Raw genomic sequence first — 23,889 nt, 5'->3', positions numbered from 1 at the left:
ATTCGTTCACAGGGGGGACTCCTTTTGGCTCAATCAAAAAATGAATTTTATCTAAGACGTATTCACTCGTTATTAGGTATTATCCCAATAGGTGCATTTTTGGTCGTTCATTTATTAGTGAATCACCAAGCAACACAAGGTGCTGAAGCGTTTAATAAAGCATCTAACTTTATGGAATCATTACCATTTCTAATTATTGTAGAATTTTTATTTATATACATTCCGTTGTTATATCACGGTTTGTTTGGTATACACATTGCATTTACAGCAAAAGAAAATGTTGGACATTACTCGATTTTTAGAAACTGGATGTTCTTCTTCCAAAGAGTGAGTGGTATCTTAACATTTATCTTTATTGGTATCCATTTATGGCAAACACGTTTACAAAAAGCATTTTACGGCAAAGCAGTGAATTACGATTTAATGCATGAAACATTGCAACATCCTGGATGGGCAATATTTTATATTATTTGTATTATTGCTGTTGTGTTCCACTTTGCAAATGGCTTATGGTCATTCTTAGTTACTTGGGGTGGACTTCAATCTCCAAAATCACAACGAGTATTTACATGGGTTTCATTAATCGTATTCTTAGTTATTTCGTATATTGGTGTTACTGCAATTATTGCCTTTATGTAATACATCGCATTTAACAAATATAGATTGAAAATTTAGGGGAGTGAAATTTTTATGGCAGAGAAACATCTTATTGTTGTCGGAGGTGGCCTAGCGGGCTTAATGTCAACAATTAAAGCGGCAGAAAAAGGTGCACATGTAGATTTGTTCTCAGTTGTACCAGTAAAGCGTTCGCACTCTGTTTGTGCCCAAGGTGGCATTAATGGTGCGGTCAATACTAAAGGGGAAGGCGATTCTCCTTGGATTCACTTTGATGATACAGTGTATGGTGGCGACTTCCTTGCAAACCAACCACCTGTTAAAGCGATGACAGAGGCAGCACCTAAAATTATTCATTTATTAGACCGTATGGGCGTAATGTTCAATAGAACAAATGAAGGTCTATTAGATTTTAGACGTTTCGGTGGTACATTACACCACAGAACAGCATATGCAGGGGCAACAACTGGACAACAATTATTATATGCATTGGATGAACAAGTTCGTGCATATGAAGTAGATGGATTAGTTACGAAGTATGAAGGATGGGAATTCCTTGGCATAGTTAAAGGTGACGATGATAGTGCAAGAGGTATCGTTGCACAAAATATGACAACTGCTGAGATTGAAACATTTGGTTCAGATGCAGTTATTATGGCAACGGGTGGCCCTGGTATTATTTTCGGTAAAACAACAAACTCAATGATTAATACAGGATCAGCGGCTTCCATTGTTTACCAACAAGGCGCTATTTATGCTAATGGTGAGTTCATTCAAATTCATCCTACTGCAATACCTGGTGATGATAAACTACGACTAATGAGTGAATCAGCACGTGGTGAAGGTGGACGAATTTGGACATATAAAGATGGTAAGCCTTGGTACTTCTTAGAAGAGAAATATCCTGATTATGGTAACTTAGTACCTCGTGATATCGCAACGCGTGAAATTTTCGATGTATGTATTAACCAAAAATTAGGTATTAATGGCGAAAACATGGTATATCTTGATTTGTCACATAAAGATCCACATGAGTTAGATGTAAAACTAGGTGGTATCATTGAAATTTATGAAAAATTCACTGGTGATGACCCACGCAAAGTACCAATGAAGATTTTCCCAGCTGTCCACTATTCAATGGGTGGTCTATATGTAGATTATGATCAAATGACAAATATTAAAGGGTTATTTGCAGCTGGAGAATGTGACTTCTCTCAACATGGTGGTAACCGCTTAGGTGCCAATTCATTGTTATCAGCGATTTATGGTGGTACAGTAGCAGGTCCAAACGCGATTGATTATATTTCAAATATTGATCGATCATATACTGATATGGACGAAAGTATTTTTGAAAAACGTAAAGCTGAAGAGCAAGAACGTTTTGATAAATTATTAGCTATGCGCGGTACAGAAAATGCATATAAATTACACCGTGAACTTGGTGAAATTATGACAGCAAATGTAACTGTTGTTCGTGAAAATGAAAAACTGTTAGAAACAGATAAAAAGATTGTTGAATTGATGAAACGTTATGAAGATATTGATATGGAAGATACTCAAACTTGGAGTAACCAAGCGGTATTCTTTACTCGTCAATTATGGAACATGTTAGTACTTGCACGTGTGATTACGATTGGTGCATATAACCGTAACGAATCACGCGGTGCCCATTATAAACCAGAATTCCCAGAGCGTAATGATGAAGAGTGGTTAAAAACGACAATGGCCTCATTCCAAGGCGCATTTGAAAAACCACAGTTTACTTATGATGACGTCGATGTGAGTTTAATACCACCTCGTAAACGTGATTACACAAGTAAGTCTAAAGGGGGTAAAAAATAATGACTGAACAATCAGTGAAAAACACTCCACAACATGAAATACAATCTAAACCGAAACAAAAAACAGTAAAATTAATTATTAAACGACAAGATACAAGTGATTCTAAGCCTTATGAAGAAACATTTGAAATTCCATATCGTGAAAATTTAAACGTCATTGCATGTTTAATGGAAATTAGACGTAACCCAGTTAATATTAAAGGTGAAAAAACAACACCTGTTGTCTGGGATATGAACTGCTTAGAAGAAGTATGTGGAGCATGTTCTATGGTTATCAATGGTCGTGCAAGACAATCTTGTTCTGCGATTGTTGATCAATTAGAACAACCTATTCGTTTAGAGCCAATGAATACTTTCCCAGTTATCCGTGACTTACAAGTTGATCGTTCTAGAATGTTCGATAACTTAAAACGTATGAAAGCATGGATCCCAATTGATGGAACGTATGATTTAGGTCCGGGGCCACGTATGCCAGAGAAAAAACGTCAAACAGCTTATGAATTATCTAAATGTATGACATGTGGTGTATGTTTAGAAGTTTGTCCTAATGTTACTGAAAATAATAAATTCGTTGGTGCGCAAGCAATCTCGCAAGTTCGTTTGTTTAATTTGCACCCAACAGGATCTATGACTAAAGATGAACGTTTAAATGCATTAATGGGTACAGGTGGCTTACAGCAATGTGGTAATTCACAAAACTGTGTTAATGCTTGCCCTAAAGGTATTCCATTAACAACATCCATTGCAGCAATGAACAGAGAAACAACATTCCACATGTTTAAATCATTCTTTGGTTCAGACCATGAAGTAGAATAAAAATTAATCCCTTTTGAGTTAAAATGTTATGTTCCTTTCAAAATTAAATTGAATGGAGATACACAAAAACTTAGAAGGGATTTTTTATAGTTACATTACATGACAATATGATAGTGAGCTAATTTAAAATAAGTATTATATTATAATGACAAAAATGGTAAACACAGTGCATAATACTAAAATCCAATGCTTAGTTATGATAAACTAAAAATTAAATTAAAAGTAAGGATGACCGAATATGAATAAACCAATAGGTGTAATAGACTCTGGTGTCGGAGGTTTGACAGTAGCTAAAGAAATTATGCGTCAGTTGCCAAATGAGACGATTTATTACTTAGGTGATATTGGGCGATGTCCATATGGGCCAAGACCAGGAGAACAAGTAAAACAATATACAGTTGAAATCGCTCGTAAATTAATGGAATTTGATATAAAAATGCTCGTGATTGCTTGTAATACTGCAACTGCTGTAGCTTTAGAATATTTACAAAAGACCTTATCAATCCCAGTGATTGGCGTAATTGAACCAGGTGCTAGAACAGCAATAATGACGACTAGAAATCAAAATGTATTAGTACTAGGAACGGAAGGCACAATTAAATCTGAAGCATATCGAACACATATTAAACGTATAAATCCACATGTAGAGGTACATGGCGTTGCCTGTCCAGGTTTTGTGCCACTTGTAGAACAAATGAGATATAGTGATCCAACAATTACAAGCATTGTTATTCATCAAACACTGAAACGTTGGCGTAATAGTGAGTCTGATACTGTCATTTTAGGATGTACCCACTATCCATTGCTCTATAAACCTATCTATGATTATTTTGGTGGTAAAAAGACAGTGATTTCGTCTGGATTAGAAACGGCTCGTGAAGTTAGTGCATTGCTAACATTTAGTAATGAACATGCAAGTTATACTGAACATCCAGATCATCGATTTTTTGCAACAGGTGATACCACACATATTACTAACATTATCAAAGAATGGCTAAATTTATCTGTCAATGTGGAACGTATATCAGTGAATGACTAGGAGGATTTTTAATGAAAGAGATTGTTATTGCATCGAATAATCAAGGGAAAATAAATGACTTTAAAGTGATATTTCCAGATTACCACGTAATAGGTATTTCAGAACTAATACTAGATTTTGATGTGGAAGAAACAGGATCAACATTTGAAGAAAATGCTATATTAAAATCAGAAGCTGCTGCAAAAGCATTGAATAAAACGGTCATAGCTGATGACAGTGGACTAGAAGTTTTTGCATTAAATGGTGAGCCAGGTATATACTCTGCACGTTATGCTGGTGAAAATAAAAGCGATGAAGCAAATATTGAAAAATTATTAAATAAGCTTGGTAATACAACTGATCGTCGTGCACAATTTGTTTGTGTCATAAGTATGAGTGGCCCTGATATGGAAACAAAAGTATTTAAAGGTACTGTTTCAGGTGAAATTGCAGATGGGAAATATGGCGAAAATGGTTTCGGATATGATCCGATATTTTATGTACCGAAATTAGATAGAACCATGGCGCAACTTTCTAAAGAACAAAAAGGTCAAATTAGCCATAGACGAAATGCAATTAATTTATTAGAAGCTTATCTTGCGGGTGATCAAAATGTCTAAATGGATTGTTGTGAGTGATAATCATACTGAATCTGGCATTTTATACCAAATTTACGAGGCACACCCAGATGCTGATATGTATTTGCATTTAGGCGATTCAGAATTTGAGTATGATGATACAGAACTTAGCTTATTTCGTAGGGTAAAAGGCAATTGTGATTTTTACCCAGAATTTGAAAATGAAGCGGTCGCAAAATGTAATGACGTGAGAGCATTTTACACTCATGGACATTTATATCAAGTCAATCGAACAAGATATTTATTAGCTGAGCAAGCACGTGAATTAGGTTGTGTATTTGCTTTTTATGGACATACACATGTTGCAAAATATGAGTATATTAATGGTGTTCATGTTATTAATCCTGGAAGTATATCTCAATCTAGAAGTTCAATGGAAGAATCGTATGCGGAAGTTTTGATTGATGATCAAACATTACAAGGTACAGTGAATTTTAAAAACCGACAACATGAAACAATTAGTCATACTACTTTTTAAATTAAAAGTAGCTATGGCTTTTTTTAGTTTATAGACTGATTTAACTAGGAGGTCGTGACATGAATGTTTGTTTAAAAGTGTTGCTGACAATTTTTAGAAGGTAACTGGTATGAATAACACATTTATGTTATGAAAAGAATTGTACTTTTTGGGAAAGTGATTGTTGATTGTCCTATTTGGTTGAATCCTGTTGATTATTTGGTTAAAAGTGTATTATTAAAAAGTATAAAATTAAGATTCCAAGAAGTCAGGAAATTTGAAATTTTAGTTAAAATCATGAATCGTATACATATTTAAAAGGATTTCTAAAGGCATAAATTATATCAATAATTTGATGGTTAAAATATGGAGTAGCAAAATTCTTGAAATTCAGAAATGTAGTGACACAAATATTAATGTTTAGTTAATAAATAGTTAATGTAGTTTTTTGCTTCTGTCTATTATTATAAATATATACAAAATAAATATTTGAGGATAGGTGTTATTAATTATGAAAAAGAATTTTATTGGGAAATCAATTTTAAGCATAGCTGCTATTAGTTTAACGGTATCAACATTTGCCGGTGAATCTCATGCACAAACTAAGGCTGAAAAATATAACGAGTATCAAACAAACTTTAAAAAACAAGTAAATAAAAAAGTTGTGGATGCACAAAAAGCTGTAAACTTGTTCAAACGTACAAGAACTGTTGCAACACACCGTAAAGCACAAAGAGCTGTTAACTTAATTCATTTCCAACACAGCTATGAAAAGAAAAAATTACAAAGACAAATCGATCTAGTTTTAAAATATAATACTTTAAAATAATTGATAGAAGCCATGCTATAGAGTGTGGCTTTTTTACTATGTGTAATCTGATGAAAGTTATTTAAACATTGTATGTATTTTACTTGATGAGTATATTGGGGTAAATCTTAGAAAATCCTTTGAAAATGTATGTGATAGGTGTTTTGAATGACGGGATAACGCCAAGCATATGTATTAACAATCGTTAGAATTTTCGCGGATTTAGAGGTATTGTGTTAATCATACGTGCTTTATTAAACAGTCGTAAAGATGATAAATAAATTGGGAGTTGCAGCATATAAAAAAGCACGCCAAAACGTTAGCATTGTTTTCCAACGTTTGGCGTGCAACTATTTAATTCAGTGTGTTTATTGATCCCAATAGATCGAGTCGATTTCACCATTTTTAACTAAGGGAATATTTTTCCTGTTTTCTTCTAAAGGACGAGTTAAGTCAAAAGTATAGAAATCTTTAGGTCCTCCATTTCTCATTTTAACGACAGCTTTTTTCACATCGCCTTTGCTTAATTTTTTGACAATGATGTATAGGTCATTAACAGTTTCACCTTTAAAACCTTCGTCAATTAATTTAGTAGCACGTTCATCATCTTTTTTAGCTTGATCTGCTAACTTTTTAGCGATTTCTAATCCTTTCCATTCATAACTAAAGAAAGCTTTAGCATCATTTGAATGAGTTAGAAGACCTGTAGCGATGACTGTAGATGCAATAATTACTTTTGTAATATTTTTTTTCATAATAAGTTCTCCCTGTAAAATAGATTTGTACTTACTAATGCGAGTACACTGCTATTTTACAAACGGTTTCAAGCATTTACCAGTTAACACTTCATTAATTAAATTTAAGTGCAAATTAATAAGGTTTAATGCAATTGAAAAAGAATATTGATGAATTTGATGTTATTATTTTTATTTGAGGTATTATTGAATTTATTGATAGTATAATAATATTAGTAAACGTCACTCAACTATGATTGAATGATTTTTATTGTTAAAACGATATTTATATTTCTCTACATTTAATTGCAATGTTGGGTAGACAAGTAGTCCAAATTGTTATACATATAGCGTTTTTGATAATTAATGTTTATAAAACATAGAAATGACACATAGTAGAGAAGTAATTAATATGTATAATTTTACTTATAAAGAAATAAGAGATATATTCTAATTAAGGTTGATATGTTATGATTAATATATAAGTTAAAAAATATACTATTTAGTTGTATTATGCATTTTCGAAGTAAGCATAATTCAACACTTACATTTTTAAATAGATAAAATAGTGTAAAATCACGTGCCAAGATTACTATAGAGTAGGCATTGAGTATTATTGGCAATCACTTAAGTGATTGTTATTTTTTCGTGGTCAATAATAAAGATATAAATAAACATATTGAGGTCAAACGATGATAATTAAAATTTTAACAATTCTATTACTACTTTGTATATTGAGCTATTTGGTTACAAATAAAAAGAAGCCTTTTCTGTTCTTAAAGACACTCTTTATGGGTGTGGTGTTTATCTTTATAGGATATATTTCACTGGCAATATCTGCCGTAATTATTTATGGTATTATTCAATTTATCACAATTGATTTTGGTAGTTTTTTCTTAATGGGTATTATTTTGATCTTGATTTCAAGTATATTCCAATTATTTATAGTTAGATTACTTTTTAGAAAAAAGAATGTCGATTTAACAGAGGTTGTCGTTTTAGAACATTTAATTCAATGGTTCTTAGTTTATTTTGCGATCTATCAAGCAGTAAATGAAAAAATGGACATTAATGATATTAATATCGACAATTTCCAATCAGTCTTTTTTGACGTGTCTAATTTGAATTTAGTAATTCTACCAACTTTGATTATTAGCTGGGTTACAATATTTAACTATAGAATGAGAAGTTACAAATAAAATCTATGAAATTATACCATCAGACACCAACATTCAAATGGTGTCTTTTTGTTGTGTAGTTTTATTTTTGAAATTCGAAAAGTAGAGGCATGAAATTTTTGACTAGTGTATAAGTATTGATGAGACACAAGATAGATAACTATATTTTGTCTATATTATAAAGTGTTTATAGTTAATTAATAACTAGTTAATTTCAAAAGTTGTATAAATAGGATAACTTAATAAATGTAAGATAATAATTTGGAGGATAATTAACATGAAAAATAAATTGATAGCAAAATCATTACTAGCGATAGCGGCAATTGGTATTACTACAACTACAATTGCGTCAACTGCAGATGCAAGCGAAGGATACGGTCCAAGAGAAAAGAAACCAGTGAGTATTAATCACAATATCGTAGAGTACAATGATGGTACTTTTAAATATCAATCTAGACCAAAATTTAATACAACACCTAAATATATTAAGTTTAGACATGATTATAACATCGTGGAATATAATGACGGTACATTCGAATATGGTGCACGTCCACAATTTAATAAACCAGCAGCGAAAACTGAGGCAACTATTAAAAAAGAACAAAAATTGATTCAAGCCCAAAATCTTGTGAGAGAATTTGAAAAAACACATACTGTGAGCGCACATAGAAAAGCACAAAAGGCAGTCAACTTAGTATCATTTGAATACAATGTTAAGAAAATGATATTGCAAGAGCGAATTGATCAAGTATTAAAGCAAGGATTAGTGAGATAATACTTCTGTCATTATTATAAGTTCAAAATAATTTAATATTATATTATTTTTTATTAATAAAACGACTATGTTATTTAATGCCAGGTTAATGTAACTTTCCTAAAATTGACTATATAATCATTAAGTATCAATTTTAAAAGGAGAATTTACAATGAAATTTAAAAAATATATAGTAGCAGGAACATTAGCAGTACTATTATCAACAACAGCAGTATCAACGTTAGATGGGAATAAAGCAGATGCAAGTAGTAAGAAAGACTATATAATTCAAAGTGAGTTTCATGATAAACGAATTGCTGAAGAATTGAAATCATTACTTGATCAATCTTATGTAAATGATTTAGCTGCAGGAAGCTTAAACCCATACTACAAACGTATGATTATGATGAACCAATATAGAGCAAAAGCAGCACTAAAAAGTAATAATTTCGCAAAAATGGCTGAAGCTAAAGTTGGATTAGAAAACATTTACAAAGAAATTGATGAAATTATAAATAGATAATAAAAAACAGGCAGAGACAAAAATAGAATTGTCTTCGCCTGTTTTTTTATTTGTACAGTTAAAAATTCTGCAATTTAAAATTTATGTATGAGCAATGTATACAAAAAATAGGGGAGACAAATATAAATATAATAGTTAGAAATATTATGCACAAAATTGCTTTGTACAATCTAAAAAATATTTATAGTGCTCCCATAGATAAATTTAAACGTAGTATGAAACGTTCTGATTTTTACTCAATGAGTATATTATTGGAAGAAAAAGTTAACGTGTGTCGAACATGCCACGATGCCAAATATAATGAATAGAAATAAGACAATAAGCATGGCGGCGCTTTTTAAACAACCTCTATTTGTTTCCTCCGAATTTCTTTGTTGAACCTTTTTATAATCTTCAAGATGCTTTGTGGTCTTTTTATTTATATGTTTATTCATGATGTTTACTCCTTAATCTAAATGTAAATTGCATTAAAATAGTTGAAAACATAACTTGAAATAAAGATATAAAGCTTAAGTTAGGCTGCTCGTTGTTTCAAATTTTAAGTGAGTATCATGTTAAATTAGATGATAACTTGTTTCGTTTATTTTCCAATTTGTTTGTTTTTAAACTGACGTATTAAAATATTAATGAAACATTAGAATACATAAATGAACAGTAAAGGTGCACAGTATAGAAGGATTAATGCCACACTAAGTATAAATATTGTTAGCTGTAAACTATCTTTAGTTTTAATATAAACAATTAATATAAGTAGTGTTAAAAGGATCATATATATTAATGACGAAGAAGTCCAAACAAAATCTGCGTCATTGGTAGTTAGCAATGGGACGATAATCAGTCCGAAGTTAATCATGCATGCTATATATACAATGATGTTATACACAATGTTAATTTTTGGTCACCACCTTAACTGTTGTTTTTAAATGCTTTGAAAAATTGCATTTTAATAGTGTAATGAATATCCGAATTTCTAATTTTCGTTCGTTATACGTTTAAAAGACTATATATAGTATGCCTTTATGTTTCTAAATGTTTTTTAATATTTAATTCTCGTCAATATTTGGATTATGAATCATCAACGCAAGTACTTTGTTAGATGCGTCAATTGTAAATTCAGAGCCATAGTTAACATGACTAACTTTTAATTTATTATCTAAATAATTGATTGCGATTGCGACATCATAATCTTCATCAATAACAAATAAACTATTTTCGTTTGTAACTACTTCATGTTTCCCTGAGTAAACAACATTAATTTCCCAATCTTTAAAAACCATTTGTCATCCTCCTTGAACATTTAAACTGATTCAATCTAAGTTTAACTTATTCATACAACTTCTTACAATATCTAGATTAGAGATAAATAGATTTCTAGAAATTATTTTCAATTATATGTACTTATTATACTTTTTATCTTCTTATTTCAGTATAGTTTTAAAACGATTTTAAAATAATTCTGCAAATATATTAACACATAATGTGTTCAATAAGTTTTGAACAATTTCAAAACTTTTAATTAAAGGGTTTGACAACAATGAATTTCAAATGTTTGTAGTTAAGAAATCAGTACCGTAATCATGATTTTAGCCGTGAATATATACTGAAAAGCATAATAGGTATATTACTATTCATGATGTTTAATTTTATACTGCAACTAAAATAGCCGACGCACATCATTTCTGATGTTATCGGCTAATATTATTATGTGACTATTTGAGTGTACATAACCATTAATTTGTCATTTCTTCTTTTTCCCAATCGATTTTATATCTTTCTGAAGAACGATCTGTCCATTTATCTTTAGTATTGGTACCTTTCCAATTTGTTGAAGTCCAATGTAGTTGATAGTCATCACGAACTCGTTCGTATATTACATCTATATTTGTTTGTTGTTTGGTTGCTTTCCTATCCATAGTAATAACTGTAGCAAAGTCTGGTGAGAATCCTGAAGATAATAAAGAACTTGCTTTGTTAGGGTCAAGGAAGTTCTCTGCTGCTTTCATTGAACCGTTTCTTGTTTTCATGAAAAGTTGATTGCCATATACTGGGTTCCAAGAATCTCTGTCATGTGGTCCCCAATTTTGATTCACCATATTGTTAAATATAACTTTCCAACCTACTTTTTTATCAGTTGGACTTTCTAAAATTGTTTTGAAATCTGGTTGAACATATTTGAGTGTATGACCAATTGAAACATTTGCACCAATCAAACCGCCAATTTTTCCAGAATCATCACCAGTCACGTTACCGTTGAATCCATAAGTTAATGTACTCATATATTCTTTAGTATCAATTGAATTTCTAGGGTAGTAATCAGAAATTTGTGCTACTTCATTATCAGGTAGTTGCAACTGTACCTTAAATGCTGAAGGCCAGGCTAAACCGCTTTTATTAGCGCCTTCTTCGCTATAAACTCTATACTGACCAGCAATGGTACCTTTCGTTCTGATGACTAATATTTTTTTATTGTGATTTTTATCATCGATAAAACTATAAAATACTTTTTTGTGCATGCCATTTTCTTTATCATAAGTGACTAAATCACCTGTTTTTACTGTAGTATTGCTTCCTATATCTGTAGTACCGGTTTTAATATTAATATCAGAATCTGCGGCATTAGCGACAGGATTCATTAATATAGAACCTAGCAATAGTGTTGTTGTTACTGAGCTGACTATACGTGTTTTCATTTTCATCATCCTTCTATTTTTTAAAACGATTTGAGGAAACAATAATCAATATGTCAATTTAGAATAATGCAGTTGAGACATATCAAATATTTATCATCGTTTATATTAGTATATTTAATGTAGCAACTGTTAAATGATTGAGTGATGATGAGTGAATATTTTAAGAATATGTTTTTAACTTTTAATTAATATTTGAAAGGAAGCATTTCAATGTCGAGGCTTAGTCAAAGTTGAATGAACTCTTTATGAACCAAGGAAAAGACAAAGCTAATTTTATTGATTAATTTCTTTAAAACTGGGTATTTATTTAACTTTAAAATGTAATCGATTACAATATAAAAATACAAATATCTTAGAATTAAATCAATTAATTAACTATTAAATAAAAGTTAACTGTATATTAACTAGTATAATTAATCAATTATGAATAGAGAAAAATTAATTGTCTTGGAATATTTGTGCGAATTAATTTTAACAAAGTATTGTAATTTCGTATAAAAATGTAAAAGGGTGTAGTGTAATATTATAAAACATTGTAAAATATGTTATACAAGGGAAAATGTAGACTTCTAGTTATAGGCGTTATAAGAGAATCTTAAACTTAGGTTAGCTTTTAATGTTGAAACTAAGTGGAAAGTGATAAATATAAAAATGATAGGGGATTATAATGAAACTATTTTATATCGCATTTCTAATTATTATATGGCTGAATATATTTTTAGGAAATGAAGTCATTCATACACTGACTGTTTTAATAACAACATTGTATATTGTTAATAGAAGAAAGAGGGTTAAAAATGACAGAGTTGAATGAAATTATCAACGCTATTCAATCTTTGTTTGAGTCTCAATCAGGCTACAAAATATCGAAAAATTCAGGGGTGCCGTATCAGACCGTACAAGATTTGAGGAATGGTAAAACGAAAATAGAAGATGCTAGATTTAGAACAATTATAAAACTATATAGTTATTATACATCATTAAAAGAGCAGTCATAATTAAATCATTAAATAAAGAGTAGAGTCTGGGACATAAATCCCTAAAAAAACAGCAGTAAGATAATTTTCAATTAGAAAATATCTTACTGCTGTTCTCTATTTATACAATACTTCGTATTGAATGGCTTCGCTTTCCTAGGGTGCCGTCTCAGCCTTGGTCTTCGACTGGCACTGCTCCCTCAGGAGTCTCGCCATTAATACTACGTATTAACATGTAATTTTACTTTGAAATACTTTAAAAAAATAAGACACTTTCGTATAATTTAATAAATACCACTAAACTAAATTAACGAGGTGCCTTATGTATAAAAATTATAACATGACCCAACTTACACTACCAATAGAAACTTCTGTTAGAATTCCTCAAAATGATATTTCACGATATGTTAATGAAATTGTTGAAACGATACCTGATAGCGAATTCGATGAATTCAGACATCATCGTGGCGCAACATCCTATCATCCAAAAATGATGTTAAAAATTATCTTATATGCATACACTCAATCTGTATTTTCTGGTCGTAGAATAGAGAAATTACTTCATGACAGTATTCGAATGATGTGGTTAGCTCAAAATCAAACACCTTCTTATAAAACTATTAATCGTTTTAGAGTAAATCCTAATACTGATGCATTAATTGAATCTTTATTTATTCAGTTTCATAGTCAATGTTTAAAGCAAAATCTTATTGATGATAATTCAATTTTTATTGATGGTACAAAAGTAGAAGCTAATGCCAATAGGTATACATTTGTGTGGAAGAAAAGTATTCAAAATCACGAATCGAAATTGAACGAAAATTCAAAAGCATTATATCGTGACTTAGTTGAAGAAAAAATAATACCAGAGATAAAAGAAGATGGAGATAGCGATTTAACAATAGAAGAAATAGATTTAATTGGTAGTCATTTAGATAAAGAAATCGAAGATTTAAATCATTCTATTCAGAACGAAGATTGTACTCAAATTAGAAAACAGACCCGTAAAAAAAGAACTGAGATTAAGAAGTTCAAAAAGAAATTTGATGATTATTCCGAAAGAAAAAGTAAATATGAAGAACAAAAATCGATTCTTAAAGATAGAAATAGCTTTTCTAAAACTGATCATGATGCAACTTTTATGAGAATGAAGGAAGACCATATGAAAAATGGCCAACTTAAGCCAGGATACAATTTACAAATAGCGACAAATTCTCAATTTGTTTTATCCTATGACCTATTTCAAAACCCGACAGATACTAGAACTTTAATTCCATTTTTAACAATGATTCAAAATACCTTCGGTTATTTACCGGAGTATATTGTAGCTGATGCAGGTTATGGTAGTGAGCAAAACTATATGGCTATTATAGATGATTTTAATAAAACGCCACTTATTACGTATGGTATGTTTATTAAAGATAAAACGAGAAAGTTTAAAAGTGACATTTTTAACACTCAAAACTGGAAATATGACGAACTTAATGATGAATTTATATGTCCTAATAACAAAAGAATAGGTTTTAAAAGATATGCATACCGTAATGATAGATATGGTTTTAAACGTGACTTCAAACTATATGAATGCGATGACTGTTCAGCATGTTCTTTGAGGCAACAATGCATGAAGCCAAATTCGAAATCCAATAAGAAAATCATGAAGAATTATAATTGGGAATACTTTAAAGCCCAAATTAATCAAAAGCTTTCTGAACCAGAAACGAAAAAAATCTATAGTCAAAGAAAAATTGATGTAGAGCCTGTTTTTGGATTTATGAAGGCTATTTTGGGTTTCACTCGAATGTCAGTTCGAGGAATAAATAAAGTTAAACGAGAGCTAGGTTTTGTATTAATGGCACTTAATATAAGGAAAATAGTAGCTCGACGAGCTGTATATTATCAAATACATTTAAAAAAAGCTGATTTCTATCAAATAATTAATAGAAATCAGCTTTTTTACATTGCCTAAGAACTTAATGTCCCAAGCTCTACAATATTATATAGACAGACATTGACCAAACAAAAATGCGATTATAACAAGACTTTAAATTAGAGACAGGGGCCCCAACAAAAAGAATTTCGAATAGAAATTCTACAGACAATGTAAGTTGGGGTGGGGCCCCAACATAGAGAAATTGGGTTACCAATTTCTACAAGCAATGCAAGTTGGGGCGGGCCCAAACCCAGAGAATGACTTGGCATTTCTATTAGACTCCAAATCGCATTTAATATTCTGTGTACTAAATTAATGATTGTGTAAGTACTATTGAGACATTTTGTAGTATTACTCAAATATTGTTTATCCTTAGTATTTACGATATAAATCATACGACCTTATTTAATCAATGAGGACTTCGACTGTTATTTTTTGAGGATTTTTAACATAAACATTTGCAAGATCAGAATGTAATCTTTTACTCAAATCAATTGTAAAGTCATTGCCGCCACCGGTGATTTTAAGTTTACCTTTATTGCGATTTTCATGATATAATATTTTATTTTTAATTAGTGTTTCACGTGCTCGAAAATCAATTTCTTTCAATGTTAATATTGGTTTATTACCTTGGTACATCTTATGTGCACCAATAATTGTTTGTAGTTTATCTTTGTATTGGACAAAAAGACTATATGGTTTATCAGAAGGTGATGCAGCAGGTGTTACACCACCTGTAAATGTATCACGATATACCCACCATAACTGGCTAGTGTCTTCGTCTTTTAAACCAAACACGTCTACATAGCGGTCTCTTAATTGATTAACGTTGCCCCAACTTTCAGCACCCCATAATCGTATATGCGCTGACCAAGAATAACGCTTAAATTCAACATAAATGTTGCCGTCATCATATTGGTATAACCATCTATTTGAAAATGTGAGAGGCAGTTGTGTGTAATATTTAATTAACTCATTGATGTTCGTTTCGTCTTGGCCAATATGATAAGCTTTAGCGTCTGTAGAAACATTTAATGGCGAATTAGAGGTTTGTGTAGCTGTTGTTCCTAATAATAACAATGTTGTCATTAAAATTAACTTTTTCATAATGCACTTTCTCATTCGAACTTCTCCTTTCTGCGTAATCATCAATACGAGAATTAACAAATTTAAAAATGAACGGCGTCAATGTAAACATTGTGCTTATTTCTGTTTACTTCGATTTCGATGTTAGCTAGATTTTTCAAGGAGGATTTCGATGTGTGCAGTTTGAGGGTTTTTAACATATCTATTTGCATCAGTTGATTTTAATCTTTTGCTTAAATCTATTGTGTAGTTGTTGCTGCCACCTGTAATCTTAATGTGGCCTTTATTATAATCACCATTATATAATTTTTTGTTTTTAATTAGTGTTTGGCGGATTCGGAAATCAACTTCCTTTAAAGTTAAAACTGGTTTATTACCTGTATAAAATTGATATTCGCCAATAAATGTTCCTGCTTTATCTTTATATGTTACATTCAATTTATAATGTTTATCGCTAGGTTTTGCTACTGGTGTAACACCGCCAGTAAATGTTTCTTGGGCTAACATATAAGTGCGCCAGGTTTCATAATCTTTTAAAGCAAAAATATCTACATATTTATTTCTTAATTGATTAATATTACCCCAACTTTCAGGGCCGAATACTTGAATATGACTAAACCATGATAACTGTAACAATGTTGCATGGATTGTACCATTATCTTTTTGCCATAGCCATTTATTTGAAAATGTTAAATGGCGTTGTGTGTAATATTTAGTCAATTCATTTACATTCGTTTCGCTTTCACTTATATTGTATGCTTTTGCTTCAGATGACATACTAATCGGTGAATGAGGGGATTGACTTGTAGCTGTGCCTATCATAGTCAATGCTATTGATAAAATAATTTTTTTTGTGAGGTTGTTTTTCATTAGAAAATCTCCTTTACGAGGAATGTTATATGCGAGGAATAATAAGTTTATAAAAAGAGAGAAATCAATTAAATCATTCAGTCTATTTGTATTCACTCAATGAATGATACTAATGAGATTTTTCAAGAATGACTTCAATTTCTGCATGTCGAGGATTTTTAACATAACGGTTTGTGTCAGTTAGTTTTAACTTTTTACTCAAATCAATCGTATAATGATTACCACCACCTGTAATCCTAATTTGACCTTTATTAAATTCTCCATTATATAGCTTTTTGTTCTTAATTAAAGTTTGACGTACGCGGAAATCTAGTTCTTTTAAAGTTATTACTGGTTTATTACCTTGATAAAACTCAAGTCCACCAATCATAGTTTGTTGTTTATCCTTATATTTTAAAAATAATTTATAAGGCTTATCAGATGAAGTAGCTGCTGGTGTTACACCTCCAGTAAAGGTTTCATCATAAGTCCAATAGCCTTCTATAGTATCCTCATCCTTGGTACCAAAAATATCTACATATTTATCTCTTAATTGATTAATGTTGCCCCAACTTTCAGGACCAAATACTTGAATATGCGTGTACCAAACCCACGTTTGTAATGTTGCATGTATGGTACCGTTAGGGTTTTGCCATAGCCATTTTCCAGAAAATGAAAGGTGTGGCTGCGTGTAATATTTGATTAATTCATTGATATTCGTTTCGTTTTCACTTATATTGTATGCTTTTGCTTCAGATGAAAAACTGATTGGTGCTTTAGGCGGTTGTGTTGATGTAGTTCCTAAAAGTAACAATGCTGTTGATAAAACAATTTTGTTCGTGATGTTCTTTTTCATATGATAATCTCCTTTGCGTGAATTACCCATAGTATATAAGGTATTGCACCGATTCGGAATTAAATAAAAGCTAACACTATGTTAAATAAACATAAACAGTTGAACGTGTGATTTAAGTAAAATTTTTCATTTTTAAGCATTGGAACATTGCCAATTATAAAATGAAAAGAGTGCTAATAAATTAAAACTGATGCTAATTATGATATTAATTGCGTTAAATTAGTTATTTATTGAATTTTCTAACTACTTGAAAAATAGTTATACTTTAAATGTAGTACTTATTTTAATTATTTCCTACTACTTAAATTTAATATTAATAAAATGTTCATTTAATTATTGATAAAATATTACAAATTTTAATAGTAGGTTGTGTTTATTTTGTATGCGCTTACAATTTAGGTGTAACTAAAATAAAAGGAGTTGTTATTAATGAAAAATTTACGAAACAGAAGTTTTTTAACTTTATTAGACTTTTCACGACAAGAGGTAGAATTCTTATTAACACTCTCCGAGGATTTAAAACGTGCTAAATATATTGGCACTGAAAAGCCTATGTTAAAAAATAAAAATATTGCACTGTTATTTGAAAAAGATTCTACAAGAACGCGATGTGCATTTGAAGTTGCAGCGCATGATCAAGGTGCTAATGTAACTTATTTAGGCCCAACTGGATCACAAATGGGTAAAAAAGAAACAACTAAAGATACTGCACGTGTGCTTGGTGGAATGTATGATGGCATTGAATACCGTGGTTTTTCACAAAGAACAGTAGAAACTTTAGCTGAATATTCAGGCGTACCAGTGTGGAATGGTTTAACTGATGAAGATCATCCTACTCAAGTTCTTGCTGATTTCTTAACAGCAAAAGAAGTTTTGAAAAAAGATTATGCAGATATTAACTTTACATATGTTGGAGATGGACGTAATAACGTTGCAAATGCATTAATGCAAGGTGCTGCCATTATGGGTATGAACTTCCATTTAGTTTGTCCAAAAGAATTAAATCCAACAGATGAATTATTAAATCGCTGTAAAAATATTGCCGCTGAAAATGGTGGCAACATATTAATCACAGATGATATTGACCAAGGTGTAAAGGGTTCGGATGTAATTTACACTGACGTTTGGGTATCAATGGGTGAACCTGATGAAGTATGGAAAGAACGACTTGAATTATTGAAACCTTATCAAGTAAATAAAGAAATGATGGATAAAACTGGTAATCCAAATGTTATTTTTGAGCATTGCTTACCATCTTTCCACAATGCTGATACCAAAATTGGACAACAAATTTTTGAAAAATATGGTATTCGAGAAATGGAAGTTACAGATGAAGTATTCGAAAGTAAAGCTTCAGTTGTATTCCAAGAAGCTGAGAACAGAATGCATACAATCAAAGCAGTCATGGTTGCTACATTGGGTGAATTTTAAATGATATAAGGAAGTGAATATGATGGCGAAAATAGTAGTAGCATTAGGTGGGAATGCTTTAGGAAAATCACCTCAAGAACAACTCAAGCTTGTTAAAAATACTGCGAAATCATTAGTAGGATTAATAACAAAAGGACATGAGATTGTTATTAGTCATGGTAATGGGCCACAGGTTGGAAGCATTAATTTGGGACTTAACTATGCTGCAGAACACAACCAAGGTCCGGCATTTCCATTTGCTGAATGTGGCGCAATGAGTCAAGCTTACATCGGCTATCAATTACAAGAAAGCTTACAAAACGAATTGCATTCTATTGGAATGGATAAACAAGTGGTAACACTAGTGACACAAGTTGAAGTTGACGAAAATGATCCGGCATTTAACAATCCTTCAAAACCAATTGGGTTATTTTACAACAAAGAAGAAGCTGAACAAATTCAAAAAGAAAAAGGATTTACATTTGTTGAAGATGCTGGAAGAGGGTATAGACGTGTTGTTCCTTCACCACAACCCATCTCTATTATTGAATTAGAGAGTATTAAAACACTTATTAAAAATGATACACTCGTTATTGCTGCTGGTGGTGGAGGTATACCAGTAATTAGAGAGCAACATGATGGTTTTAAAGGTATTGATGCAGTTATAGACAAAGATAAAACAAGTGCGTTGTTGGGTGCTAATATTCAATGCGATCAATTGATTATTTTAACTGCAATTGATTATGTATATATTAATTTTAACACTGAAAACCAACAGCCTTTGAAAACAACAAATGTTGATGAATTAAAACGATATATAGACGAAAATCAATTTGCAAAAGGAAGTATGTTACCAAAAATTGAAGCAGCCATATCATTTATTGAAAACAATCCAAAAGGAAGTGTGCTTATAACATCATTAAATGAATTAGATGCTGCCTTAGAGGGTAAAGTAGGTACTGTGATTAAAAAGTAATTGAATTGAAACGCTTTTCAATTACTATATGTCAAATGCATGATTTTTATTATTTATGTGCACCCCTGAAAATAATGCCTCTATTTTGATGCGGGGTGCACTTTCTTAATTTATATTTATAAAATCTTTAAGGTAGAAATGCTAGGTTAAATGTCGAAGGAGATGAAACCGTGGAAAATACAATTAATGAAAGTGAAAAGAAAAAACGATTTAAATTAAAAATGCCAGGTGCATTTATGATTTTATTCATTTTAACGGTTGTTGCAGTTATAGCAACATGGGTTATTCCTGCTGGTGCATATTCTAAACTTTCTTACGAACCTTCATCCCAAGAACTAAAGATAGTTAACCCTCATAACCAAGTGAAAAAGGTTCCAGGTACGCAACAGGAACTAGACAAAATGGGGGTTAAAATTAAGATTGAACAATTTAAATCAGGTGCAATTAATAAGCCGGTATCAATTCCGAATACTTATGAAAGATTAAAGCAACATCCAGCTGGACCAGAACAAATAACAAGTAGCATGGTTGAAGGTACGATAGAAGCGGTTGATATCATGGTATTCATTCTTGTATCAGGGGGACTTATTGGCGTAGTTCAAGCCAGTGGTTCTTTTGAATCGGGATTGCTAGCTTTAACAAAGAAAACTAAAGGGCATGAATTTATGCTAATTGTGTTTGTATCAATACTAATGATTATCGGCGGGACGTTATGTGGTATTGAAGAAGAAGCTGTCGCATTCTATCCGATTTTAGTCCCTATATTTATAGCGTTAGGATACGATTCTATCGTTTCTGTTGGTGCCATATTCCTTGCCAGCTCTGTCGGTAGTACCTTTTCAACTATTAACCCGTTCTCGGTTGTAATTGCCTCTAATGCAGCTGGTACAACTTTCACGGATGGTTTGTATTGGAGAATAGGTGCTTGTATTGTCGGTGCGATTTTTGTTATTAGTTATTTATATTGGTACTGTAAAAAAATTAAAAAAGATCCTAAAGCGTCATATTCTTATGAAGACAAAGATGCTTTTGAACAGCAATGGTCTGTGTTAAAAGATGACGATAGTGCCCATTTTACTTTGCGTAAGAAGATAATCCTTACATTATTTGTACTACCATTTCCAATTATGGTATGGGGAGTTATGACGCAAGGTTGGTGGTTCCCAGTTATGGCTTCAGCATTTTTAATATTTACAATTATAATAATGTTTATTGCTGGGACAGGTAAATCTGGATTGGGAGAAAAAGGGACTGTAGATGCATTTGTCAATGGTGCATCAAGTTTAGTAGGTGTATCTTTAATTATTGGATTAGCTCGAGGTATTAATTTAGTGTTGAATGAAGGTATGATTTCAGATACAATCTTACACTTTTCATCATCTTTAGTTCAACATATGAGTGGACCATTATTTATCATCGTATTACTATTTATTTTCTTCTGTTTAGGTTTTATCGTGCCATCATCTTCTGGATTAGCGGTATTATCAATGCCTATCTTTGCACCACTAGCTGATACAGTAGGTATACCAAGGTTCGTCATCGTTACGACATATCAATTTGGTCAATATGCTATGTTATTCTTAGCGCCGACTGGACTTGTTATGGCCACACTACAAATGTTAAACATGCGATATTCACATTGGTTCCGATTTGTATGGCCGGTAGTTGCTTTTGTATTGATTTTCGGTGGCGGAGTACTAATTACGCAAGTACTAATTTATTCATAATTTGAAATGCTATATTATAAAAAATACTAATTGGGTTATATGCATCTCGTAGGTTTGTAGAAATACTAAACTAAGCGAGGTGCATTATTATTTTGATTTAGAAAATAATGGCGGTAATGATAACATTAGTAAGTAATTGATACAATGTTCTATTTAATAATGATATTTTTAAAATATGTTTTTAATGTAATGTTAGATCTATGGTATATTATATTTATCGTGGTAAATATATATTTGCTGTAAACAGTTTTTGTAACACATGATACATTTGGTTGTGAAAATAGCATAAATAAAGGATGGCTATAAATGACACATTTGACAAAGGTTTTAGATACACTAACTGGAATATGCGTAGTATTATTATTTAGTAAATATTTTGTGACGTATGCAAATATGGTATTTGATTGGAATTTAAGATGGTATTTGCTAGGAAACATACCACATTTGCCAATTATATTATTTATTCTGATGTTTATTTTCGGAGTACCTTCTGAAATGATAAAAGATAGGCAGAGGAAAAATAACGGCGTTTAATTTATCGATGTTAAGAGGTGATAAAACTTGTCAACTATTACAAAAACTAAAATAAAAATCTTTATTAATTATTTTATTGGTATATTAGCCTTGGCGTTTGCTGCTTATATATTATTTAAATAAAGAATAGAGTGAAACGTGTTTATGAACTAGACGTTCTAGTATAGTTACTACAGCTTTAGTCAGAAGGTATCATTGTTGTTCATAAATAAGATGATATTAAATCAAAGAGGCATTGATATACACTAAAAAGAGGCAAGATTACCTGCCCCTTTTTTAGTTATTAAATATGCGTGTAAATTCTTGGTAATAGTGTTACTGAGACGCATTACGAAGAAATTTATCTTGGTTTTCCTTTTTTAAAAAGAAGTGAAGATATCTTATAAAGACTCTAAGTACTATTACAGTGGCTAATAACACTTCGATAAACAAAAGGCCCTTCCAAATGACTGGAAACATAAGCACAGGCAAACTGTTCTTTAAAGCAGTTGCAGAGATTACTAAAGGGAATGTGAAAGCTGAAAATACTGGCGAAAAAGGTTCTTTTAGTAATTTAGGCAATTGTATAATGATGTAAAAATAAAATATTTGAGCTAATAGTAAAAGTATAATTACGATAAAAGCATTCGCTTTAGGAAAGGCTATAACATATGCTGCAGCGACTAAAGAAAATGGTGCACAAATTGTCGATGTGTTCGGTTTGATTGACGTCTGCAATGGAAATGCTTTTAATCGCTTGAAAACTATAGGTAAGACAATACAAGTAGCTACAAAGCCATATATTACTGTTAATTGACCTATGAAAAAATATCCGCTGACGGGTGCCGTCAATCCTGCGATAGCAATACCAATAAAAAGTACAGTCCATGAAGGATAAACATTCTCAAGTGAAAAATCTTTTAAATATTTAATTGAAAAAATAATCATATGCATCATAATTCCCACAAGGCATAAAATCCAAATAGGCGTTATTAAATTATTGATAAATGTTATATTACTAAAAAATGTATTTAAATAAGTAGTACCTAAAAAGCCAGACATGAAAAATGTTGTGAACACAGATGAAACTAGAGGGCTGTTTAATTGTTCTTTCACATTATTAAAATATTTGAGCATAGTACATAAAAGGTGAATCCAAATCAAGAAAGCAAAGATTCCGCAAATAGCGTTTAAAGTAAGAGATAAGTCTTTTAATAGATTACCCAGGCCTAATAATCCTAAGACTAGTCCTGACGTTACTAGAGGTGCTTTTTGAAGTCTCATGATTTACAACCTTTCTTATGTGATTTTCTTCACTAATTATATCATGATTGCTATGGACTATTAATAAGAAGAGAGTGTACTATTACGTTTTTAGAGTGTGTATATTGGATTGATAGACACATAATTGACATTTAAATCTCAAAATTAATGATATTTGAGGTATGCTTTGCTACCTAAATATGGAATGTGGGAAAAGTATTTATTTA

At 31.2% G+C, this 23,889-nt stretch carries 27 protein-coding genes; 18 read left to right on the top strand and 9 right to left on the bottom strand.

Translation table 11 applies throughout. The annotated features are described in order from the left end of the window. Positions 1–24: 24 nt before the first annotated feature. The 8 genes from NST10_RS04535 to NST10_RS04500 all read left to right on the top strand — a co-directional run bounded on the left by NST10_RS04535 (position 25) and on the right by NST10_RS04500 (position 6,214). On the top strand, positions 25–639 hold the full coding sequence (locus NST10_RS04535; RefSeq protein ID WP_339211526.1) for a succinate dehydrogenase cytochrome b558 subunit: 615 nt from the start codon (positions 25–27) through the stop codon (positions 637–639). Positions 640–690: 51 nt separating this feature from the next. Then, on the top strand, positions 691–2,457 hold the full coding sequence (gene sdhA / locus NST10_RS04530) for a succinate dehydrogenase flavoprotein subunit (protein ID WP_000818278.1): 1,767 nt from the start codon (positions 691–693) through the stop codon (positions 2,455–2,457). Then, positions 2,457–3,272 (top strand): succinate dehydrogenase iron-sulfur subunit, encoded by an 816-nt coding sequence (gene sdhB, locus NST10_RS04525; RefSeq protein ID WP_000139709.1) that lies wholly within the window; start codon positions 2,457–2,459, stop codon positions 3,270–3,272. Before sdhA ends, sdhB begins: the two co-directional genes overlap by 1 nt. Positions 3,273–3,510: 238 nt before the next feature. Continuing rightward, complete coding sequence (gene racE, locus NST10_RS04520; RefSeq protein ID WP_001039660.1) at positions 3,511–4,311, top strand: glutamate racemase; 801 nt, start codon at positions 3,511–3,513, stop codon at positions 4,309–4,311. 11 nt (positions 4,312–4,322) lie between these two features. After that, positions 4,323–4,910 carry an XTP/dITP diphosphatase gene (locus tag NST10_RS04515; protein WP_000659309.1) on the top strand — a complete coding sequence of 196 codons (588 nt, stop codon included), beginning with the start codon at positions 4,323–4,325 and terminating at the stop codon, positions 4,908–4,910. Next, positions 4,903–5,406 carry a metallophosphoesterase gene (locus NST10_RS04510; protein WP_000049496.1) on the top strand — a complete coding sequence of 168 codons (504 nt, stop codon included), beginning with the start codon at positions 4,903–4,905 and terminating at the stop codon, positions 5,404–5,406. The genes NST10_RS04515 and NST10_RS04510 overlap by 8 nt, the downstream gene beginning before the upstream one ends. A gap of 129 nt (positions 5,407–5,535) precedes the next feature. Continuing rightward, complete coding sequence (locus NST10_RS04505) at positions 5,536–5,703, top strand: hypothetical protein (protein WP_000822906.1); 168 nt, start codon at positions 5,536–5,538, stop codon at positions 5,701–5,703. 193 nt (positions 5,704–5,896) lie between these two features. Then, a complete protein-coding gene (locus NST10_RS04500; protein WP_000739205.1) occupies positions 5,897–6,214 on the top strand; it encodes a fibrinogen-binding protein in 318 nt (105 codons plus the stop codon). Positions 6,215–6,512: 298 nt separating this feature from the next. Here the strand turns inward: NST10_RS04500 and NST10_RS04495 are convergent, their stop codons facing one another. Together NST10_RS04495 and NST10_RS04490 are read right to left on the bottom strand one after the other, a co-directional pair. Beyond that, positions 6,513–6,596 (bottom strand): hypothetical protein, encoded by an 84-nt coding sequence (locus NST10_RS04495; protein ID WP_031788461.1) that lies wholly within the window; start codon positions 6,594–6,596, stop codon positions 6,513–6,515. Continuing rightward, complete coding sequence (locus NST10_RS04490) at positions 6,562–6,948, bottom strand: formyl peptide receptor-like 1 inhibitory protein (protein WP_000739578.1); 387 nt, start codon at positions 6,946–6,948, stop codon at positions 6,562–6,564. The genes NST10_RS04495 and NST10_RS04490 overlap by 35 nt, the downstream gene beginning before the upstream one ends. 671 nt (positions 6,949–7,619) lie before the next feature. Here NST10_RS04490 and NST10_RS04485 point away from each other — a divergent pair. From NST10_RS04485 to scc, 3 genes are all read left to right on the top strand, one after another. Next, positions 7,620–8,126, top strand: coding sequence for a hypothetical protein (locus NST10_RS04485; RefSeq protein WP_000584395.1), 507 nt, complete (start codon positions 7,620–7,622; stop codon positions 8,124–8,126). A 256-nt stretch (positions 8,127–8,382) separates the two neighbouring features. Then, positions 8,383–8,880, top strand: coding sequence for a complement convertase inhibitor Efb (gene efb / locus NST10_RS04480; protein ID WP_000791575.1), 498 nt, complete (start codon positions 8,383–8,385; stop codon positions 8,878–8,880). Between the two features lie 151 nt (positions 8,881–9,031). After that, positions 9,032–9,382, top strand: a complete 351-nt coding sequence (gene scc, locus NST10_RS04475) for a complement inhibitor SCIN-C (protein WP_000669541.1) — start codon at positions 9,032–9,034, stop codon at positions 9,380–9,382. A gap of 248 nt (positions 9,383–9,630) precedes the next feature. Here scc and NST10_RS04470 read toward each other — a convergent pair whose 3' ends face one another. The 3 genes from NST10_RS04470 to hyl all read right to left on the bottom strand — a co-directional run bounded on the left by NST10_RS04470 (position 9,631) and on the right by hyl (position 12,072). After that, entirely contained in the window at positions 9,631–9,816 is a 186-nt protein-coding gene (locus tag NST10_RS04470) for a hypothetical protein (RefSeq protein ID WP_001032820.1), read from the bottom strand. Between the two features lie 609 nt (positions 9,817–10,425). Then, on the bottom strand, positions 10,426–10,659 hold the full coding sequence (locus NST10_RS04465; protein WP_000231331.1) for a hypothetical protein: 234 nt from the start codon (positions 10,657–10,659) through the stop codon (positions 10,426–10,428). Between the two features lie 453 nt (positions 10,660–11,112). After that, positions 11,113–12,072 (bottom strand): alpha-hemolysin, encoded by a 960-nt coding sequence (gene hyl / locus NST10_RS04460; RefSeq protein WP_339211515.1) that lies wholly within the window; start codon positions 12,070–12,072, stop codon positions 11,113–11,115. Positions 12,073–12,739: 667 nt separating this feature from the next. Between hyl and NST10_RS04455 the strand changes: the two genes are divergently transcribed. The 3 genes from NST10_RS04455 to NST10_RS04445 all read left to right on the top strand — a co-directional run bounded on the left by NST10_RS04455 (position 12,740) and on the right by NST10_RS04445 (position 15,018). Next, positions 12,740–12,886 (top strand): hypothetical protein, encoded by a 147-nt coding sequence (locus NST10_RS04455; RefSeq protein WP_000765703.1) that lies wholly within the window; start codon positions 12,740–12,742, stop codon positions 12,884–12,886. Further along, the gene (locus NST10_RS04450) at positions 12,843–13,070 is read left to right on the top strand and encodes a hypothetical protein (protein ID WP_001801391.1); all 228 of its coding nucleotides are present in this window, start codon (positions 12,843–12,845) and stop codon (positions 13,068–13,070) included. The genes NST10_RS04455 and NST10_RS04450 overlap by 44 nt, the downstream gene beginning before the upstream one ends. Positions 13,071–13,371: 301 nt before the next feature. Then, entirely contained in the window at positions 13,372–15,018 is a 1,647-nt protein-coding gene (locus NST10_RS04445; protein ID WP_000277741.1) for an IS1182-like element ISSau3 family transposase, read from the top strand. A gap of 369 nt (positions 15,019–15,387) precedes the next feature. On the opposite strand, the gene NST10_RS04440 is transcribed toward NST10_RS04445, so the two are convergent. From NST10_RS04440 to NST10_RS04430, 3 genes are all read right to left on the bottom strand, one after another. Then, positions 15,388–16,104: a superantigen-like protein SSL12 gene (locus NST10_RS04440; protein WP_001224174.1), complete on the bottom strand. Its 717-nt coding sequence runs from the start codon at positions 16,102–16,104 to the stop codon at positions 15,388–15,390. 108 nt (positions 16,105–16,212) lie between these two features. Then, positions 16,213–16,938 (bottom strand): superantigen-like protein SSL13, encoded by a 726-nt coding sequence (locus NST10_RS04435; RefSeq protein ID WP_000794663.1) that lies wholly within the window; start codon positions 16,936–16,938, stop codon positions 16,213–16,215. Between the two features lie 109 nt (positions 16,939–17,047). Next, complete coding sequence (locus NST10_RS04430; RefSeq protein ID WP_000739586.1) at positions 17,048–17,773, bottom strand: superantigen-like protein SSL14; 726 nt, start codon at positions 17,771–17,773, stop codon at positions 17,048–17,050. Between the two features lie 429 nt (positions 17,774–18,202). Here NST10_RS04430 and argF point away from each other — a divergent pair, with 429 nt between their 5' ends. The 4 genes from argF (at position 18,203) to NST10_RS04410 (ending at position 22,420) form a co-directional block, all read left to right on the top strand. Further along, positions 18,203–19,204 (top strand): ornithine carbamoyltransferase, encoded by a 1,002-nt coding sequence (gene argF, locus NST10_RS04425; RefSeq protein WP_000793607.1) that lies wholly within the window; start codon positions 18,203–18,205, stop codon positions 19,202–19,204. A 22-nt stretch (positions 19,205–19,226) separates the two neighbouring features. After that, positions 19,227–20,159 (top strand): carbamate kinase, encoded by a 933-nt coding sequence (gene arcC / locus NST10_RS04420; RefSeq protein WP_001074353.1) that lies wholly within the window; start codon positions 19,227–19,229, stop codon positions 20,157–20,159. A 170-nt stretch (positions 20,160–20,329) separates the two neighbouring features. After that, positions 20,330–21,886 carry a YfcC family protein gene (locus NST10_RS04415; RefSeq protein ID WP_339211508.1) on the top strand — a complete coding sequence of 519 codons (1,557 nt, stop codon included), beginning with the start codon at positions 20,330–20,332 and terminating at the stop codon, positions 21,884–21,886. 306 nt (positions 21,887–22,192) lie between these two features. Next, entirely contained in the window at positions 22,193–22,420 is a 228-nt protein-coding gene (locus tag NST10_RS04410; RefSeq protein ID WP_000149426.1) for a hypothetical protein, read from the top strand. A 315-nt stretch (positions 22,421–22,735) separates the two neighbouring features. Here NST10_RS04410 and NST10_RS04405 read toward each other — a convergent pair whose 3' ends face one another. Further along, the gene (locus NST10_RS04405; RefSeq protein ID WP_339211505.1) at positions 22,736–23,683 is read right to left on the bottom strand and encodes a TDT family transporter; all 948 of its coding nucleotides are present in this window, start codon (positions 23,681–23,683) and stop codon (positions 22,736–22,738) included. Between the last annotated feature and the right edge of the window lie 206 nt (positions 23,684–23,889).

Origin of the sequence: Staphylococcus sp. FSL W8-0305 (assembly GCF_037966415.1) — a bacterium.
Taxonomy (GTDB): domain Bacteria; phylum Bacillota; class Bacilli; order Staphylococcales; family Staphylococcaceae; genus Staphylococcus; species Staphylococcus aureus.
The sequence above is the reverse complement of the archived record's forward strand: the minus strand, read 5'-3'. Positions and strand labels throughout refer to the sequence as shown.